The following is a 17,565-nucleotide window of genomic DNA, read 5'->3' as shown; positions in this document are numbered from 1 at the left end:
GATAGGTATCAACAGGCAACGTCTCGAATTAATTCGTTAAACACGCAACTCGCGGAGCAGACTGACAAGAACGCCTTACTTATCATTGAAGTACAATCGTTGAAATCGACTGCCAATGCACAAAAAGACATTATGGACAGATGGTTCATTGAATTGAAGGGGGCCGATAGTCAGAATCGTTCAATATCTAAAGATAACAACTAATTAGGTCTGATTTGGCGGAATATTCCAGAATCCCGGCGGACCCTCTCTTATATTACGAATGCAATATCTTGTTCAGAAGTACCTTTAATATAATAAAAGCGGTTTCACTAATATCTTAACAATGTAGTATTCACAGCGTACTTCTTTCTTACTTGCTGTGATTCACTTTACGCCAATCAGCAGCACAACATGTTCACTCAATGCTTCAAATCCCTCCCTGACATCACCAAAATTTTCAGAACCTCTATTATGGTGGCACCATAAACAACCTTGCCCCCTCCCCCCCACTATCTACTCCTAACTTGACATAAGTGTAATTATCTCAAGTTAAGATTGACTGATAATGGATTACGTATTATGGTGGAACCATAATACTGGTTTAGCGTTTTTTAGTGACCTGTTTGTGGCAAGTATTAAAAAAATGATGTTCTATGGTGGAACCATTTTACTGGAAGTAATTATGAGCGGAAAAAACTATGTTGCCCCAGAGTGGCGTTATAAGTATGGCGATAAACCCAAAGGAAAGCGAATGCGATTACTTTCTGTGGCAGAGGCACAACTTGCCAATCATTTTCTTCGCCGGCATATTCGCCATACCATGAGTACCATCTCACCGATACGTTATCAGCCTAACTTTGTTCACTTCCATGACACAGCTGAAAAATTCTGGATGTCAGCTTCCAGATTACTGCGTGCTATCAAGCGAACGCCGATCTCAGGCATCGAACATGAGAGTATGGATGAATTGAATGAATTGTTGAACTCAATTTTTTCAGATGAGGGTTGGCGATGGGTTCGCAAAGAAATTAGCCAGTTGAAAAAAAGAGAGAATAAAACCCGAATTGAATTGTCTTCTGAGCTGGTTGCAAGGCTAAAAAGCATTATGAAAAGGGAGGATTTGGGCTCGATTGATGAAGCTATCGATCACCTGTTGTCGCTCGATGTCACCCTTCGTATGGAGGAACAATTGATTGTGGAAGAATAACCCTTACCTTATCGACTTGTTAACAAGGATAAGTTTTGATGAATGACATTACGAAAATTGAATGTTTTTCTGTTACATCAAACGCTGGCTGTGAGGTGAAGCCTCATAAAGTCAAAGACTTATTGCTCGATAGACGAACGCTGCTTCAAAATGAATTACGTTCATTGTTGGAGTGTGACATTGAGCTTGCTCAACCACAGCGTATTTCTGAGCTAATTTCATTGTTGCTCAGTGACTTTGAATCTAATGGCCATAATTTACGTGTAAATAGCCTAAAGTCTCTCTATCAACATTGGGATGTTTTCCGACGGTGGTGTGGTGACCATAACATTGTTCCCATTCCCTGTACTGTTGACAATTTTGAGCGATTTATCACAGAGTTGGCGCCCACCGTTAAACATAATACCTTGAAAATTTATTCGTGGGCGGTGCAAACTTATCACTTAGCTGCGAGCTTACCTTCACCTACTGAACCATTAAAAATTAAGCATTTAATGAGAATGATGGAAGAAAGTAAGCTTCAAAATGGTGAGTTTATTGGTCAGGCGGCTGCATTCAATTTGAAGCATTTGGAAGTGCTTAAACAAGCCTTCTCAAAGAGCGATCGCTTGATTGAGAGGCGCGATCTCGCTTTGCTTATGACGGCTTATGAGTCTATGTTACGTGAATCTGAGTTGGCCCGAGTTTCATTTGAGCATTTGAATGTGGCTTATGATGGACGTGGCATTTTGCTTATTCCGATCACCAAGGCCCGTCATTCCGGCGAACCCGATAAAGTGATTTTGAGCCATGAATGCATGACAGCTATCAACGATTACGTGACCTTGGCCAACATGGAACGCAAGGGTCTCATTTTTAAGCGTGTGCATAAATCAAATAAAATTGGTGAACAAATTAAGCCTTTGAGTGGCTATGCCATAGATTGCATTTTTTCCAAAGCATTTACGTTTGTTAATACCCATTCCCCTAACTTATTGCGTAGTGATCAAACGTGGAGCGGTCATTCAGCGCGTGTCGGTGCGTGCCAAGATCTGTTAGCGGCTGGCTTTTCGCCGCTGCAGGTTCAAGTATCTGGACGTTGGAGTTCAGTCGTCATGGTTTATCGTTATGGTAGAGATATATTGGCGGAAGATGGTGCGATGGCTAAGTTTAGACAAAAAAGTAACCCGTTGTAGAAAGGAACACAAAATTGACCGAATATTATCAGTCTCTTAAATGCGTTTGTGAGAATGCTTTAATCCACCTTTACCTTGATATTGGCTTAGTCGAAAGATATGTGCCAAAGGCCACCAGAACGAGCATATTGCGTAAATATCTCAAAGAAAGAGTGAAATCACCTTCTTTGAAATCTTGCAAAAAGGAGCTCAAAAAGCTCTCTCTGGTGCCTGACTCGATTCATCTCGAGCATGAGATTTGTAAGCTATTAGACAATCTTGAAGTCTATCGAGGTAAAGGCGAGGCTGAATCCTACTTATTTGACTTCCTTGGGGACCTGCATGTGGCCACTCAATTAATGGTCCAATTGAGCACTCCATCAACTGTTGCTCATCCTGGGAATATTTATCTGTGTAACGACGAAATATTTAACAAGCTTGACAGTCAAGGTAGGTATTTGGAACCGATAACGCTTTTTGTCTATGTTCGAGTATCGAGTGAAATTGAACAGTTAATGACGTGGATAAATTTGGATGGGCGGTTCAGTGCTCAGGTGTTGTCGCAATATGAAACTCACGCGCAAATTGGCATAAACCCAAAATAAGGGCGAAAAAAAACCAACTATAAAGCTGGTTTCTTTCCCGGAGGAACCCCTTCCCCCGTTGGAGGACACACCTTTGATAAATCAACTGTGTGAGACTTTATGATACTAAATTTGGCAATTAATGGAAGAGGAATACTTAGAAAAACAATCCGGAAAATGTTCAAATTAACTTAAAACCTACGGTTAGTATACAGTAACTAAACCAATAAAGGGTCAGTATGCGGTAGTTTGCATAAAGGGAATTGCTCTCTATCAATGGTTATACCTATCGTATTCTCAACTGGCCATGAGATCACGTTACTGGACTCGGTTAGATGCTTCTCTTTGATGTGTAAAATTCGAGCTACTTGTCTGTTAAACAGAGGGGGGAATTTATTTTGCTGTCTCAAATCGACGCTGAAACGATGTCATTAGTTCTTGTTTATCAGTAAAATATTTGAAGTGCCTGGAAGGAATTAGAATGATGAACACAAACCCCATGAATGCCGCTATCAAGCTGGTATATTCAAATGATATCTATGATATCTATATTTCAACCAATACGAATAATCAAGTACGGGCGAATCACACTAAACAAGCTTTTATCTACTTTAAAGGTGAGTTTTATCACATGCGCCCAAATGCAGGAGTAGAGCCATGTTCTCGAACTCAGACAGAATTTTTACTTTCCATCATGACTCGGTTTGGCTCATTTTGATAAATTCCGATCCCCAAAAGGTGTTGCTGCAATACATGGTATGAACATCAGTATTTTCACTGGAATAACTTCCGAGCATCCTCTTTATCCGGCTTCTCACTCACTGTTGCGTCCATATTGAATGCTTTACGTATAGCAACGTCAGCGTCCACATCAGCTCGAGAAGGCTTCTTTGGATATGTCATGTTCAAAGGAATGATCGCTAAACCAACGCCAAAAATCGAACCCCACAAGAGCCACGATGAATGTAGGCTTGGTTCCATAAAGGAAACTAGATACATCATGCCACAACACACGATAATGCCAATAATTAACACCATTGGCAGTTCCTGACGTAACCAGGTGCGTCTTTGCTCATTCCATGTCTCTAATCGTTCCTCTAAATTTGCAATTTTCTGTGGCTTCATGAATTCCCTCTTAAAAACGATTTACCTCAGCAAAACGCTTGTCATATGCACTTGCTATCCAATAAACAACGAATGACACGCAAGCAACCCAATTTATTTTTCTGCCGCTAACAATCTCTTGAAGGCGTATACGCTTGCCTACCGCATATAGTTTTCGTAGCTTGCCATGATGCTTTATAGTTACTTTCTGAGCAATCAAGTACCCTTGCTCGTACCGTTTTAGATGAAACATGACCAAAATTAAAGATTCATACTAATTGCCACTACGAAGTCCAAATCGAGCTTCAACTGAGTAGGTAGTTTGTATCCTTGGGGTGACTTGTTCAGATCTTATTACTCTCCCACAGTATATTTTAATACGCTTAATATAACCAATTTCTATTTACCTTCATTTTTGATATACAGAGAGATTAAAAAAACAATTACTGAGCTAACAAAGATTATGCTCGGAATTACAAGGCCTGAAAGTAAGGCGTCTAAAAAATGAGAGTTGGCATACATAAAAGCAGAGAAGTATCCTATTGATGCGATGAAGTAAATTGCAATCCTGTATCGATTTTCACTAAACGAACTTGCAATGACTTTTATTAATGGATATAGGATTAAGGTGCCAGCCATCCAGAATGTAAAATTTATTGATGAATTAGATATCATGTCAAATGGATTGTTAAACATATATATACTTTCCCCAAGTTTCCCTATTTCAGTTCAAGCTCAGCTACGCCGAGTTGAAGTTTAGTTTTATCCAGCGGCTGAGATATGATCTCAATGCTTGGCCAGTTGCCACATAGGTATTCACGATTTGAACCTACATTTCGGTACGGAACTAGCCATTCCTGAGTATCGCAGCAAACCATCGCATCGTTCACAAAAACCACTGTTAAGTAATTTCTACTAGATGAAATATTAGGACAGATTTGTTTTGGATCAGTATATGCCTTTTCCAACGCAGCAAAATCACTGGCAGCTATCTTATTTGTAAGAGCTTCTTTAAACAAGTAAGGGTGTCCTGTACCTGCAAACTCCGCGATACGTCTTTGAGTCATATAAAACGACATCATGTAGTACACGATGTACAAAATAAAGGCGATTTTAATTAGCTTCCACACGTTCTGACTGCCCCCTCTTGTCTTTGTCTTTCTTTAATATCATTAATCACAGCATCAATTGCTATCCCGACTCGCATAGAGACATAATCAAGAAGATCTGTTGTAGGAGAGGTTAAGGGGTGAACAAGTCACCCCAAGGATACCGATACAAACTACCCACACATGGTAGAAGGAGCTTGGCGTTCGTTTCGTTCTATTGGACGACTAATTGTACAAGATTAGTTACATAAACTCAGCCGTCCGTTAAAGGTATACCTCACATCATAGCGGGTCCTATCTTCCAAATTAATGTGTCACCGGAACACACCAAATCTCTCGGTGCCCTTTCCACTGCCGGCCGAAACCTTCACTAATCAGAGTATTTGCGAGGTCAACACCATCAATAGTAACCGTAGCCAATACCCGATGATATTTGTCCTCACCGACATCACTTAATTGAATTACCTTCGCATTCCTCAGCAACGACTTTGTAAAATCTCTAGCACGCAAAGCAGCATCTTTCTCGTAACTGCACTGGCCCTTAATTTCAGGCGTGTCGACTCCGCGAACTCGAATTTTTAGTTCTTCGGACTCATTTGGTAGGATAGCGCGAAATGTATCTCCATCGTAAACAGAAACAACTATCTTAACAGTGATGATGTCTGAATCACCTGCATGGGCACCAGAGATCATTAATAATATTGAAATAGCTAGTAATGATATAAACCTCATTGCCACCCCGACTTAATGCTATTGTGGGAAAGTATTAAAATTAGTTTAAGAGATAAACCACTTTAAACCGAATCGAATAAGCCGCAACTGGTCCATCTATAGAACTGTTTAGCATTACAAATTACCCTATAAACTGTTTTTCTGTGACAACGGCATGTTGTAGGTGAGTAATAATTTCCGTTAATTTTCTTGCTGTTGCGCCTGTTGCATCGCGTTGCGCAGCCACGTGCAACACCTATAATTTCTGTTAACTAATCATTAATGGGAAAAGTGTCAGCAATTGTCAGCCGATCTAAAGGTATGCTAACTCTGGCATCTGAGGACTCCAATTGGCCAGACTCGCAAATCACGAACCAGTGGTTATATTCGTGGCAAGGTACCATCCATATCTTCCTTCAAGGCAGAACTAAAGCGGGGAATTCTTGTAAATGCAACTTTGCATATTCAATACATAAATTTCGATATCTTTCTGTTTTCCGTTGTTTATAGGTGATATTAACGATTGATTGGAGAAGAAAATGCCGATCAATCGGGTTTGTTTTGGTTTTTACTGCTTTTAAAATTTTATCCAGATCACCAGAGGTCCATGCATCAAATGCCGCATCAGTACGCACTGCTTTACCCTGGCGAGTTGTGTAGGATTCTACTTTTTGTTCTTCCCAAACAGTAATGAGAAAAGACACATAATGATTCCCATCCTATGATTGCCTAACGATTAAGCTAACGGGCCGAAAAGCGCAGCTTTTGGACGTCTAGCTAACGAAGTGAGTGATAGTTTTGCGCCTTGTTAGCCACTCCGTTAACTAGTTTTTGAGGGTATTAGACATAAAAGTTTTGAATCTCTTTTTATGCGATTTTTTCAAGTGTCGATCTAAATGGAGACACTGAATTTTGCAGATAGGGCAAGCAACCCAGGCAGTTGGTTTGGCTTTAGGTGCTGAGTTTTTTTGCCTTGCTTTGCTTTTTCGGGGCGGCCTTCTTGGTGCAAGCTCTCCAGCTCCAACTGCTCCTCGGGACTCACTTATAACGTCGATATATCCCCACCCGCCACACTTGAAGCAAGACGGGTTATTCCCTTGACAGGTACAGGGTTCTTTCATGAACTCATTTGCCATAATCAATGCTTCCTGCAGGTGTGCCTAAAGCCCTATTAAGATGTGAGCAACGCAATACCGAAGCTCCCGCATACTACCTTCAACACTAAAACCAACACATAGTAAAAATGCCATGCTTTGCGAATCACTCTTAAACAGTTCGTTATGTGTATGACCCAAAGCTTTCCAAAATACTATTTTCTAGCTCTTTCTTCTTCATCAGAGTCTTGTGATTACGAGTTTTAAACCTAATACCAAAAGAGATAAAGTGATGAAAAATAATGAGATGACTTCTATTTTTTGACCAGATGACGCACTCATCTTCTGCGATAACCCATGATTTTGAGTTGGATTCTAAATCTTTAATTGGATTACTAGAAAATTTGCTTTCATAATTCTGAGCAAAACTTGAATGAACCTGTTTATTGAAGAAGCGAATATGCATTATGTCTCGCTTTTCGTTGAATATTCGTTGATGCTTTAGAAAATATAGACCTTTGCCAAAAAACGTTGCATAGTCGATCAGCTCTTGACCATAAATAGGCATTTTTGCTTCAACGTGTTCACCCACCTCTACCGCACTATCATACATTTCCCAAAGGCGATTCGGCACGCTATTACGTTTAGTGAAAGCACGAACTAGTGCTTTCACTGCTAGCTCATCATCACTGGACTGGCAGCGGGCAATCAGACCAAATATTTCATCCAATGTACCTTTTTCTGAGTTGCACTTACGACAGGCATAGAAATCACCCTCACCGTTGTTTCTCTTTCGCGTTAGAGCTGTGTTAGGAACAAGATGCTCAACAGAGCGGCTGTTGTCCAGGTTCTCACCTTTTACCATTGCCGTCGAACAATAAGGACAAATACTGTTTGCGATCAATTTGTTAGTTCCTCTATACACATATCATTTGTATAGTGCGCATGCGCGTATATTTGGGAAAACGTGCATGCATTTTTAATAAACCTATTATTTAATTTTTGCTGAGGAAAAGCTATTGATTTATCAACACCCTACATGAGTATTGCTGGATAAACGTGCACACAAATGAACAAAGTGAGCATTGGTATTGATATTGAATCGAAAGCGATCAATGACTGCTATTTATCGATTAGTAAAAGTAGGCCAACAGCCTCTTCACAGTTCTTTCCTGATTATTGCCTGTAACTAATAAAGGGGCATAAGGGATTTAGAAATGGCAGCGTACCTATGTGAGCGCTGCCATTCTAGTATGATACTTTAATACTCAGTATGAGACTTATTCCTCTCCCACATGAGCATTTGTAGCATTCCCACTCAAAACCATCGCCAATTCCGTTGCATTCGTTAAACAGATTCAAACTACTGCTGAGGCCATGCAGCAGAAAAAATCCGATTCACAGCTTCGTACATCGCATTTCCGTCAGCTTCTTGATAATTGAAATTATTAACAAATGTTGAAAATGTAAGTTCAAGGCCATTTTCGTCTGACCAAACACTAAATGCATGTGCAGTAGCAATTGCTTTTTTGTGGAAACCTACTCGCGCTTCCTGAGCAGATTTTTCTTCACGCCGTTGCTGAATGATGGCGATTTCTTCTGGTGATAATTCAAACATCTGACTCTCCGCTCCTTGCGTATTAGCTCGCTACTAGCGACAGAGGCCAAGCATAAGATTTAATTGTCAGGTCAGTTTTTCGAACAACCTCAGCTAGTTTATCAAAGCCATTTAAGTTTGCGCACTCATCAATAGATATAGGTGCCTTAAACTCACTATTTGTTTGTTCAATTGGCCCTCCGATAAGACAAGCTTTCGTAAATTCATCAACGCTCATCAGGCGCTCATTATCTCCATCAGCCCACTGTTGAAGAGCGGCAGCCCTGACATCAGTTTGAGTGTGCATCAGTTGCCCGAATTGCCCGATTCCTGTTGACACCAACATTAATAGGCATCCCAGAACGGTAATACAGACTATTTTCGCATTTTGCATTTCGCTTTCCTTTATTTGGGTTGGCTTGTCACTAACCGATGAACAAAGTGGCTCAAAGAACATCAGTTAACTATCGTGATTGAAACGTTAATCGGAATTGGCATTTTTTATCCCAAACGGTAAGAGCGTTGTCTTTTGAATCAAATTTGAATGAAGTATAGCGAGGTTGGCTAAATTTGCCCAACGCGCCGAAAATGTAAAGTTAGCTTTATAACTAAGCTCTTGAGCTAAATTAAGCCACTGTTTTTTTTGTTTTTAATGTGGAATTTATCTGGTTACGCTCATTAACACTGAATTTAAGTCGTTACAGCTTACCGGATCATAGTTAATCTGATTTTGGTCCTTTGACTTTCAACGACCTGAACGGTATCCTTACCTAACTCTATATTGTGTTTCTGTATATAGCTAAAAATCAAAATTTTACTCATTTTACCTGTTGTAAGGATAATTTCTGTAATGAGCTTTAAGCCGCATTAGTTTAACCCCCTTCATTTTGGATCGCTCAGATCCGTTCGTAGTATCTACCCTTCGGTAGCTTTTGTTGTACCTCCATAAATCTAATATTGATTCGTCACGTTGACGAAAAAGCTCTTGTCTTTGCACATCTGTGTATATGGCTAGCGTTAGCTTTTGTTATTGATTTAATTTTAATCAGAGTGAGTAACATGATTCAAACCATGAAAAAAGAGTGGTTCTCCAATATACGCGGAGATCTGTTAGCCGGTATTGTGGTAGCGCTGGCGTTAATCCCTGAGGCAATTGCCTTTTCTATTATTGCAGGTGTCGATCCTAAGGTCGGCCTATATGCTTCATTCTGTATCGCTGTGGTTATTGCCTTTACTGGTGGCCGTCCTGGCATGATCTCTGCCGCAACAGGCGCGATGGCACTGTTAATGGTGACCTTAGTAAAGGAACATGGCCTTGAGTATTTACTCGCGGCGACCTTATTAACCGGTGTGCTGCAAATTGCTGCGGGTTACTTAAAACTCGGTAGCTTGATGCGTTTCGTCTCCCGCTCTGTGGTGACGGGTTTTGTGAATGCACTGGCGATTCTGATCTTTATGGCCCAGTTGCCCGAACTGACCAATGTGACTTGGCACGTATATGCGATGACGGTAGCTGGCCTCGGTATCATTTACCTATTCCCACTCATCCCTGTGATTGGTAAATCCGTACCTTCGCCTCTCGTGTGTATTGTCGGATTAACGCTTTTTGCGGTTTATATGGGGTTAGATATTCGTACTGTCGGCGACATGGGACAACTGCCTGATACTTTACCTATTTTCCTCTGGCCTGAAGTGCCCTTGACCCTTGAAACTCTGATGATCATCTTCCCTTACTCGGCCGGCCTTGCCGTGGTGGGCTTGCTGGAATCTATGATGACCGCCACCATAGTTGATGACTTAACCGATACCCAAAGCGATAAGAATCGCGAGTGTAAGGGCCAAGGTATTGCCAATATCGGCGCGGGTTTAATGGGCGGTATGGCTGGTTGCGCTATGATTGGTCAGTCGATCATCAACGTTAAATCGGGTGGTCGCGGACGTTTATCATCCTTCGCTGCAGGCGTTTTTTTACTTGTGATGGTGGTGTTTTTAGGAGAGTGGTTAAAGCTTATTCCTATGGCGGCACTGGTTGCCGTGATGATCATGGTGGCTATCGGTACATTCTCTTGGGATTCAATCCGTAATCTTAAGCATCATCCTATGTCAACCAACCTTGTGATGGTGGCGACGGTTGTGGTCGTGGTCGCTACCCATAACTTAGCAATTGGGGTATTTGTAGGTGTATTACTCGCGTCCCTATTTTTTGCTAATAAAGTGGGACGTTTTATGGTGGTTAAGAGTACAACGACTGCTGCTGACACTGGTCGCCATTATCAGGTTATTGGACAAGTCTTTTTTGCTTCATCAGATAAGTTCAGTAATTCATTCGATTTTAGGGAAGTGGTTGATAAAGTGACTATCGACTTATCTCAAGCACATTTTTGGGATATTACCGCGGTATCGGCCCTCGACAAGGTAGTGATTAAATTCCGCCGCGAGGGGACTGAGGTTGAGTTGATTGGCCTTAACGAAGCCAGTGCCACCATAGTCGATAAATTTGGGGTACACGATAAGCCAGAAGAAGTTGAAAAAATGATGTCTGGTCACTAAGCCATTAGCAACACAACAACAAAGGAATAAAACGATGACAAATGTGATTGCTTGTATTGACGGTTCAAATGTGACATCCGCTGTATGTGATGCCAGTGGCTGGGCCGCCTTTCAACTGAATGCCCCTGTAATCCTATTACATGTATTGGATAAGTCAGCCTATCCGATAGAGTCAGATCTGTCGGGAAATATTGGCCTAGGTACACGGGAGCACTTGCTCAATGAAATGGTTGAGCTCGAAGCGCGCCGGGGCAAGCTGGCACTCGAGCAGGGTAAGTATATGTTGCAAGATGCGCAAACGCGCATCGTGGAGGCACAACCTGCAGTCGTGGTTAAAACCTTGCAGCGTCACGGCGATTTAGTCGAAACCCTGTTAGAGCAAGAATCCCATGCCAGATTGGTGGTGATGGGGCGTCAAGGGGAGCAACATCAAGATCAAGCGCAGGCGATTGGCAGCCATCTAGAAAACGTCATTCGCACAGTTAAGCAGCCTATTTTAGTGGTGATGACAGAGTTTGAAGCACCGAAACGATTTATGATTGCCTACGATGGCAGCATTACTGCGAAAAAAGCCCTTAATCAAGTGCTAACAAGTCCACTCTTAAAAGGGCTTGAATGTCATTTGGTGATGGTGTCTGATGCTCAATCACAGGCGACAGCAGAACTGGCGTTGGTGACCGAATCTCTGATGGCGGCGAATTTCAATGTGGTTACCGCTGTTTGTCAGGGAGAAGTTCAAACGGCTCTTGAGATCTATCAACTTGAGCATCACATCGATCTTATGGTGATGGGGGCCTACGGCCATTCGCGGATAAGAGAGTTTTTTGTGGGAAGCAATACCACAAAGATGATCAGTAAAAGCCATATCCCATTATTATTATTGCGCTAACAGCTATTGATATTGCACTAATCAGTATCCAAGACGCTGGTTAGTGCATAGTAATAGAGATAGGTTCTGACGCTTAAGTTTGGAGGTGAAATGAACGAGCAGCTAAAGCAACAACTGCATTTACAGTTACAGCAAATGCTGGAAAGTTTGTTAGCGCAGATTGCAGCACAAACGAGTGATGTGCAAGTTGTCGAACTTGACCAATCACGACTCGGACGTCTTTCACGTATAGATGCATTGCAAGGACAGCAAATGGAATTAGAAACTGCGAGACGCAAGCAGCATCAGTTACAAGTTATTGAAGGTGCATTATTGCGCATAAATAGCGATGAATATGGCAGCTGTTTTGTCTGTGGTGAAGATATCGATTTGAATCGGCTTATGTTTGATCCTACCGTGACTCGCTGCATTAACTGTTCGTAGAAATATTAATGTTAGGCTAAGGCTCTTTAGATAAGGAAAATTTATCATACCTATTGATGTTACGTTAATACAGTAAGGCTAATTTTAAACGTCAATACATACAATAGTCAGTATCAATCACGTTTTATATTTTCCATAATCTCGCAGCTCTTTAACATCTATCGAGTAGGGGGAAACAATTGATTGCTTAACTGAATTTATTGCCCGATAAATAGAAGCTTCTCCAAGGTGATACTCCTTGGCAAGCTGACCAATAGTGGCCCCCTCAGCTCTTTTATCATAAATTGCTTGTTTTAAGGTGTCCGTAAGTTTTACAGGCCTACCAAATTTAACTCCATTTTCATGTGCTTTTGCGATACCTTCAGCTTGCTTCTCTGTCCGCAAGTCATTTTCAAACTCAGCAATAGCAGCCAACATATTGAACATGAGTCTCCCAGTCGAAGTGCTCGTATCAATGTTCTGATCGATAACGAGCAAATCAATACCTTCACTTTGAAAACGCGAAGCAATCTGGGCTAAGTGGACGACTGAGCGAGCAAGACGATCGAGTCGGGTTACCACTAGGGTATCCCCTTCACGTAAATAACTCATGCAAGATTGAAATTCAGACCGTTCAGCCGTCCTCCCACTGCGTTTTTCTTGATATATCTTATTGCACTCAGCTCGATGTAACTTGCCCAGTTGCACTTCTAAGCTTTGACCCGTGGAACTCACTCGAGCATAACCAACTTTGGACATAAATCACCATATCTCTTTAAAGGTTTTGATAATGCACTTATGATAGTAGTTTTGATAGGTAATAACCAGAGCTATCAAATAGTATACATTTTGAACCTTATAAAATTCGGCTAAATTTACGTTTTAACCGCGTTGGGCAAATTTAGCCAACTTGAAACCATGCAATTGCGCCTAAACACGGCGGAAACTCAGGCGCGAAACGCGATGAAGGCCGCTGAAAACGAATACAAACAGCGAAACGAGCAAGCCGAAAATCTGGCGGCACAGGCTCGAAACGAACTCCAAAAAGCGCAAAATATGCAGCAGCAAGCAGTTAATTACGCCAATCAATGTGAATTAAACGTGCAGGAAGCCGCCCAAATCGCACGCAGAGCCGAAAAAAAGAAAAATACGGCTCGTGGCATGGCTGAACGCAGAAAACGCAAATTAGCGCGTTCTGAGAGCGTTTAAGAGCGTCTAGCAGGGTAAAAAGCCAAAACGTCTAGGGGTCGTCTCAGAAAACGGAAAATAAAGCACGCTAAGCCGGTGGCAGCGGTCGCAATGGCCTGAACTTCCCCGCACCGACCTTGGCACTGCTGCGCCATAGGTAATCGCCGGTCAGGTTGATATGCTCCCACCCCAGCGGGGACAGATATTGCAGCAACGTGTCGTCCAGCGCCATGCCGTGGGCACGCAAAGCACTGGTGGCACGCTCCAGATAGACCGTGTTCCACAACACGATGGCCGCCGTCACCAGATTGAGGCCGCTGGCCCGGTAGCGCTGCTGCTCAAAACTGCGGTCGCGGATTTCACCCAATCGGTAGAAGAAGACCGCCCTGGCCAGCGCGTTGCGCGCCTCGCCCTTATTCAGCCCCGCATGGACGCGGCGGCGCAGCTCCACGCTTTGCAGCCAATCCAGAATGAACAGCGTGCGCTCGATGCGCCCCAGCTCGCGCAGGGCGACGGCCAAGCCGTTTTGGCGCGGATAGCTGCCGAGCTTGCGCAGCATCAGCGAGGCCGTCACCGTGCCCTGCTTGATCGAAGTGGCCAGCCGTAGGATTTCATCCCAATGAGCGCGAATAGCCTTGATGTTCAGCCTGTCGCTGCTAATCATCGGCTTGAGTGCATCGTAGGCAGTATCGCCCTTGGGAATGAACAGCTTGGTGTCGCCCAGGTCGCGGATGCGCGGCGCGAACCGGAATCCCAGAAAGTGCATCAGGCCGAACACATGATCGGTGAAGCCCGCCGTGTCGGTGTAGTGTTCCTCGATACGCAAGTCAGACTCGTGGTACAGCAGGCCATCGAGCACATAAGTCGAGTCGCGCAAGCCGACGTTGACCACCTTGGCGCTGAAGGGCGCGTATTGGTCGGAGATATGGGTATAGAACGTCCGCCCAGGGCTACTTCCATACTTCGGATTGATATGCCCGGTGCTCTCTGCCTTGCTGCCGGTTCGGAAGTTCTGGCCGTCCGACGATGACGTGGTGCCGTCGCCCCAGTTTCCGGCGAAGGGTTGTCGATACTGTGCGTTCACCAGCTCGGCCAGCGCCGTCGAATAGGTTTCGTCGCGAACGTGCCAGGCTTGCAGCCAAGACAGCTTGGCGTAGGTGGTGCCAGGGCAGGACTCGGCCATCTTGGTGAGCCCAAGATTGATACCATCAGCCAGAATCGTCGTCATCAGCAAGGTTTTGTCCTTGGCCGTGTCGCCGGTCTTCAGGTGTGTGAAGTGGCGCGTGAAGCCCGTCCATTCATCGACCTCCATCAGCAACTCGGTGATCTTGAGGTGCGGCAGCAACATCGCCGACTGGTCAATCAAGGCTTGCGCGGCGTCTGGCACCGCTGCGTCCAGCGGCGTTATCTTCAGGCCCGATGCAGTGGTGATGATGGCGTCCGGTAAGTCGTTGGTCGCCGCCATGCGGTTGACTGTGGCGAGTTGCGCCTCCAATAATTCCAGTCGGTCATGCAGATATTGGTCGCAGTCGGTGGCCACGGCCAGTGGCAATTCGCTGGCCAGCTTCAAGGTGGCGAACTTCTCGATCGGCACCAGGTATTCGTCGAAGTCCTTGAACTGACGCGAACCCTGCACCCAAACATCACCAGAGCGCAGTGCGTTCTTCAGCTCCGACAGGGCGCATAATTCGTAGTAACGCCGGTCAATACCCTCGTCGGTCAGAACCAGCTTTGCCCAGCGCGGCTTGATGAATGCGGTTGGCGCATCGGCGGGCACCTTGCGCGCGCTGTCGCTGTTCATGCCGCGCAGCACGTCGATGGCATCGAGCACACCCTTGGCGGTGGGCGCGGCGCGCAGTTTGAGCACGTCCAGGAACTGCGGCGCATAGCGGCGCAGCGTGGCGTAACTCTCGCCGATATGGTGCAGGAAATCAAAATCTGCAGGCCGCGCCAGCGTTTGCGCCTCGGTGACGCTGGCGGCGAAGGTGTCCCACGGCATGACCGCTTCGATGGCGGCGAACGGATCGCCGCCGTTTTGTTTGGCTTCAATCAGCGCCTGACCGATGCGCCCATACATCCGCACCTTGTCGTTGATCGCCTTGCCGGAAGCCTGGAACTGCTGTTGATGCTTGTTCTTGGCCGCATTGAACAGCTTGCCGATGATGCGGTCGTGAAGGTCGATGATTTCATCAGTGACGGTGGCCATGCCTTCGATGGCCAGTGCTACCAAGGTGGCGTAACGCCGCTGCGACTCGAACTTGGCCAGGTCGGCGGGCGTCATCTGGCCGCCCTCGCGGGCGATCTTGAGCAAGCGGTTTTGGTGTACCTGCCGTTCGATGCCAGCAGGTAGGTCAAGCGCTTGCCAGGCTTTGAGGCGTTCGATGTGTTCAAGCATGTGGCGCGAGTTAGGCTTGGCGGGCGATTGGCGCAGCCACGCTAGCCACGTCATTTTGCTACCATCCTTGCGCTTGAGCAGTTCGTCCAGGCGCTGGCGATGGACAGGTATCAAGGAATCGGCCAATGCCGCATGGATGCTCCGGTTGGCACGGGTAATGGCCTCGGCGCTTGCGCGCTCGATGGCATTCATGGCGGGTAGGATGATGCTCTGCCGCCGCAGGTTTTCAACAAGGGTGCTGGCCAGCACAATGCCTTTGTCTGTTTGCAAGGCCAGTTCGGTCAATGTATGCACGGCTTGCCGGTAGTGACTCATGGTGAAGGGCTTGAATCCAAACACCGTTTGCAGCTCGACCAAGTGCTCCCGCCGTGTCTGCACGCGCTGGCCGTAATCGTTCCAGCTTTCCACCGGCACCTTGAGTTGTGCGGCCACCATGCGCAGCAGGGGCGGAAACGGAGGCTCATCGATGCCCAAGAAGATGCCAGGGAATCGCAAGTAGCAAAGCTGCACGGCGAAGCCCAATCGATTCGCAGCGCCGCGACGCTGGCGGATCACCGATAGGTCGGTTTCGTTGAACGTGTAGTGCCGTATCAGTTCGTCTTTGGCATCTGGTAGTGCCAGCAGGCTTTCGCGCTCGGTGGCGGACAGGATTGAGCGGCGCGGCATGATCAGTCTTCCCGCAGGTACTGGTACAAGGTTTCGCGACTGATGCCGAAGTCACGGGCCACCAAGGTTTTTTGATCGCCTGCCGCGACTCGCTGTTTCAACTTGGCAATTTGTTCGCTGTTCAGCGATTTCTTTCGTCCCCGGTAGGCACCGCGCTGCTTGGCCAGCACGATTCCCTCGCGCTGGCGTTCGCGGATCAGTGCGCGCTCGAACTCCGCAAAAGCCCCCATGACCGACAGCATCAAATTGGCCATCGGTGAGTCATCGCCGGTGAACGCCAGCCCTTCTTTGACAAACTCCATCCGCACGCCCCGTTGTGTCAGCCCCTGAACGATGCGGCGCAGGTCATCGAGATTGCGTGCCAACCTGTCCATGCTGTGCACCACCACGGTGTCGCCCTCGCGCACAAAGGCCAGCAGCCTTTCAAGTTCGGGACGTTGCGTGTCCTTTCCGGAAGCCTTATCGGTGAATACCTTACCGACTTCGATTTGCTCCAGTTGCCGATCAGGGTTCTGGTCGAAGCTGTTGACGCGGATATAGCCGATACGTTGACCTTGCAAGATGCCTCCAAAGGTAAAAGTGTCAGGATGAAATCTATTACCCTTGGCGGCTTGTGTCAATAAATACAAACTACAACTCTATTCTGACGTGCTTTGCGCCAAGCATCTGACATCAGGTTAGGGTATGCCTCAATCTGACGGCTGCGAACCGCCAGGGACAGGCGCAATGTCAGATTCTGTCGCGGCCTTGGCGCGTGCCTGGAAGCGTTCATAGCAATCCAGCCCGCAGAAATGTTCGACGTATTCCGCGCCTTCCGGGGTGAAGGCGGCATCGAGCGGAATTTCTTTGCAGCATACGCAGCAGGTGGTGCAACTGGCAGTGTTCGGGGCGTTTGCGTTCATGGTGGTACTCCTCCAGATTGGTAGCGAAGCT

The 17,565-nt window shown here is 45.6% G+C and carries 20 protein-coding genes; 9 read left to right on the top strand and 11 right to left on the bottom strand.

The features are described from left to right. From L5M49_RS23640 to L5M49_RS23620, 5 genes are all read left to right on the top strand, one after another. The coding region (locus tag L5M49_RS23640; protein ID WP_263266681.1) for a hypothetical protein at nucleotides 1-204 on the top strand (204 nt) is incomplete at its 5' end. Nucleotides 205-547: 343 nt separating this feature from the next. Next, the gene (locus L5M49_RS23635; RefSeq protein ID WP_263266928.1) at nucleotides 548-1,189 is read left to right on the top strand and encodes a hypothetical protein; all 642 of its coding nucleotides are present in this window, start codon (nucleotides 548-550) and stop codon (nucleotides 1,187-1,189) included. Nucleotides 1,190-1,227: 38 nt separating this feature from the next. Continuing rightward, nucleotides 1,228-2,364, top strand: coding sequence for a tyrosine-type recombinase/integrase (locus tag L5M49_RS23630; protein WP_263266927.1), 1,137 nt, complete (start codon nucleotides 1,228-1,230; stop codon nucleotides 2,362-2,364). A gap of 14 nt (nucleotides 2,365-2,378) precedes the next feature. Then, nucleotides 2,379-2,948 carry a DUF2913 family protein gene (locus L5M49_RS23625; protein ID WP_263185342.1) on the top strand — a complete coding sequence of 190 codons (570 nt, stop codon included), beginning with the start codon at nucleotides 2,379-2,381 and terminating at the stop codon, nucleotides 2,946-2,948. Between the two features lie 460 nt (nucleotides 2,949-3,408). Next, nucleotides 3,409-3,645, top strand: a complete 237-nt coding sequence (locus L5M49_RS23620; RefSeq protein WP_263266926.1) for a hypothetical protein — start codon at nucleotides 3,409-3,411, stop codon at nucleotides 3,643-3,645. Between the two features lie 56 nt (nucleotides 3,646-3,701). Here the strand turns inward: L5M49_RS23620 and L5M49_RS23615 are convergent, their stop codons facing one another. From L5M49_RS23615 to L5M49_RS23580, 7 genes are all read right to left on the bottom strand, one after another. Further along, complete coding sequence (locus L5M49_RS23615) at nucleotides 3,702-4,052, bottom strand: hypothetical protein (RefSeq protein ID WP_263185344.1); 351 nt, start codon at nucleotides 4,050-4,052, stop codon at nucleotides 3,702-3,704. 698 nt (nucleotides 4,053-4,750) lie between these two features. After that, nucleotides 4,751-5,161, bottom strand: a complete 411-nt coding sequence (locus tag L5M49_RS23610) for a hypothetical protein (protein ID WP_263185345.1) — start codon at nucleotides 5,159-5,161, stop codon at nucleotides 4,751-4,753. A 285-nt stretch (nucleotides 5,162-5,446) separates the two neighbouring features. Beyond that, the gene (locus L5M49_RS23605; RefSeq protein WP_263266925.1) at nucleotides 5,447-5,872 is read right to left on the bottom strand and encodes a thermonuclease family protein; all 426 of its coding nucleotides are present in this window, start codon (nucleotides 5,870-5,872) and stop codon (nucleotides 5,447-5,449) included. A 395-nt stretch (nucleotides 5,873-6,267) separates the two neighbouring features. Continuing rightward, entirely contained in the window at nucleotides 6,268-6,555 is a 288-nt protein-coding gene (locus L5M49_RS23600; RefSeq protein ID WP_263185347.1) for a hypothetical protein, read from the bottom strand. 574 nt (nucleotides 6,556-7,129) lie between these two features. Beyond that, nucleotides 7,130-7,849, bottom strand: coding sequence for a hypothetical protein (locus L5M49_RS23590; RefSeq protein WP_263266923.1), 720 nt, complete (start codon nucleotides 7,847-7,849; stop codon nucleotides 7,130-7,132). A gap of 459 nt (nucleotides 7,850-8,308) precedes the next feature. Next, nucleotides 8,309-8,563: a hypothetical protein gene (locus L5M49_RS23585; protein WP_263185350.1), complete on the bottom strand. Its 255-nt coding sequence runs from the start codon at nucleotides 8,561-8,563 to the stop codon at nucleotides 8,309-8,311. 22 nt (nucleotides 8,564-8,585) lie between these two features. Next, complete coding sequence (locus L5M49_RS23580; RefSeq protein ID WP_263185351.1) at nucleotides 8,586-8,936, bottom strand: hypothetical protein; 351 nt, start codon at nucleotides 8,934-8,936, stop codon at nucleotides 8,586-8,588. 665 nt (nucleotides 8,937-9,601) lie between these two features. On the opposite strand from L5M49_RS23580, the gene L5M49_RS23575 reads away from it, so the two are divergent. From L5M49_RS23575 to L5M49_RS23565, 3 genes are all read left to right on the top strand, one after another. Then, complete coding sequence (locus tag L5M49_RS23575; RefSeq protein WP_011787801.1) at nucleotides 9,602-11,092, top strand: SulP family inorganic anion transporter; 1,491 nt, start codon at nucleotides 9,602-9,604, stop codon at nucleotides 11,090-11,092. A gap of 34 nt (nucleotides 11,093-11,126) precedes the next feature. Continuing rightward, a complete protein-coding gene (locus L5M49_RS23570) occupies nucleotides 11,127-11,981 on the top strand; it encodes a universal stress protein (RefSeq protein ID WP_011787802.1) in 855 nt (284 codons plus the stop codon). A 90-nt stretch (nucleotides 11,982-12,071) separates the two neighbouring features. After that, the gene (locus tag L5M49_RS23565) at nucleotides 12,072-12,404 is read left to right on the top strand and encodes a TraR/DksA family transcriptional regulator (protein WP_011787803.1); all 333 of its coding nucleotides are present in this window, start codon (nucleotides 12,072-12,074) and stop codon (nucleotides 12,402-12,404) included. Nucleotides 12,405-12,521: 117 nt separating this feature from the next. Here L5M49_RS23565 and L5M49_RS23560 read toward each other — a convergent pair whose 3' ends face one another. Continuing rightward, nucleotides 12,522-13,142 (bottom strand): recombinase family protein, encoded by a 621-nt coding sequence (locus L5M49_RS23560; RefSeq protein WP_263266922.1) that lies wholly within the window; start codon nucleotides 13,140-13,142, stop codon nucleotides 12,522-12,524. A gap of 159 nt (nucleotides 13,143-13,301) precedes the next feature. On the opposite strand from L5M49_RS23560, the gene L5M49_RS23555 reads away from it, so the two are divergent. Next, nucleotides 13,302-13,592: a hypothetical protein gene (locus tag L5M49_RS23555; protein ID WP_263266921.1), complete on the top strand. Its 291-nt coding sequence runs from the start codon at nucleotides 13,302-13,304 to the stop codon at nucleotides 13,590-13,592. Nucleotides 13,593-13,659: 67 nt separating this feature from the next. Here L5M49_RS23555 and L5M49_RS23550 read toward each other — a convergent pair whose 3' ends face one another. The 3 genes from L5M49_RS23550 to L5M49_RS23540 form a co-directional block, all read right to left on the bottom strand. After that, entirely contained in the window at nucleotides 13,660-16,632 is a 2,973-nt protein-coding gene (locus L5M49_RS23550) for a Tn3 family transposase (RefSeq protein ID WP_263266920.1), read from the bottom strand. Between the two features lie 2 nt (nucleotides 16,633-16,634). Further along, on the bottom strand, nucleotides 16,635-17,192 hold the full coding sequence (locus L5M49_RS23545) for a recombinase family protein (RefSeq protein WP_263266919.1): 558 nt from the start codon (nucleotides 17,190-17,192) through the stop codon (nucleotides 16,635-16,637). Nucleotides 17,193-17,321: 129 nt separating this feature from the next. After that, nucleotides 17,322-17,534, bottom strand: coding sequence for a DUF3330 domain-containing protein (locus tag L5M49_RS23540; protein ID WP_000993245.1), 213 nt, complete (start codon nucleotides 17,532-17,534; stop codon nucleotides 17,322-17,324). Nucleotides 17,535-17,565 lie beyond the last annotated feature (31 nt).

Origin of the sequence: Shewanella sp. SM74 (assembly GCF_025653725.1) — a bacterium.
Taxonomy (GTDB): Bacteria; Pseudomonadota; Gammaproteobacteria; order Enterobacterales; family Shewanellaceae; genus Shewanella; species Shewanella oncorhynchi.
This window is presented reverse-complemented; position numbering and strand designations above follow the sequence as displayed.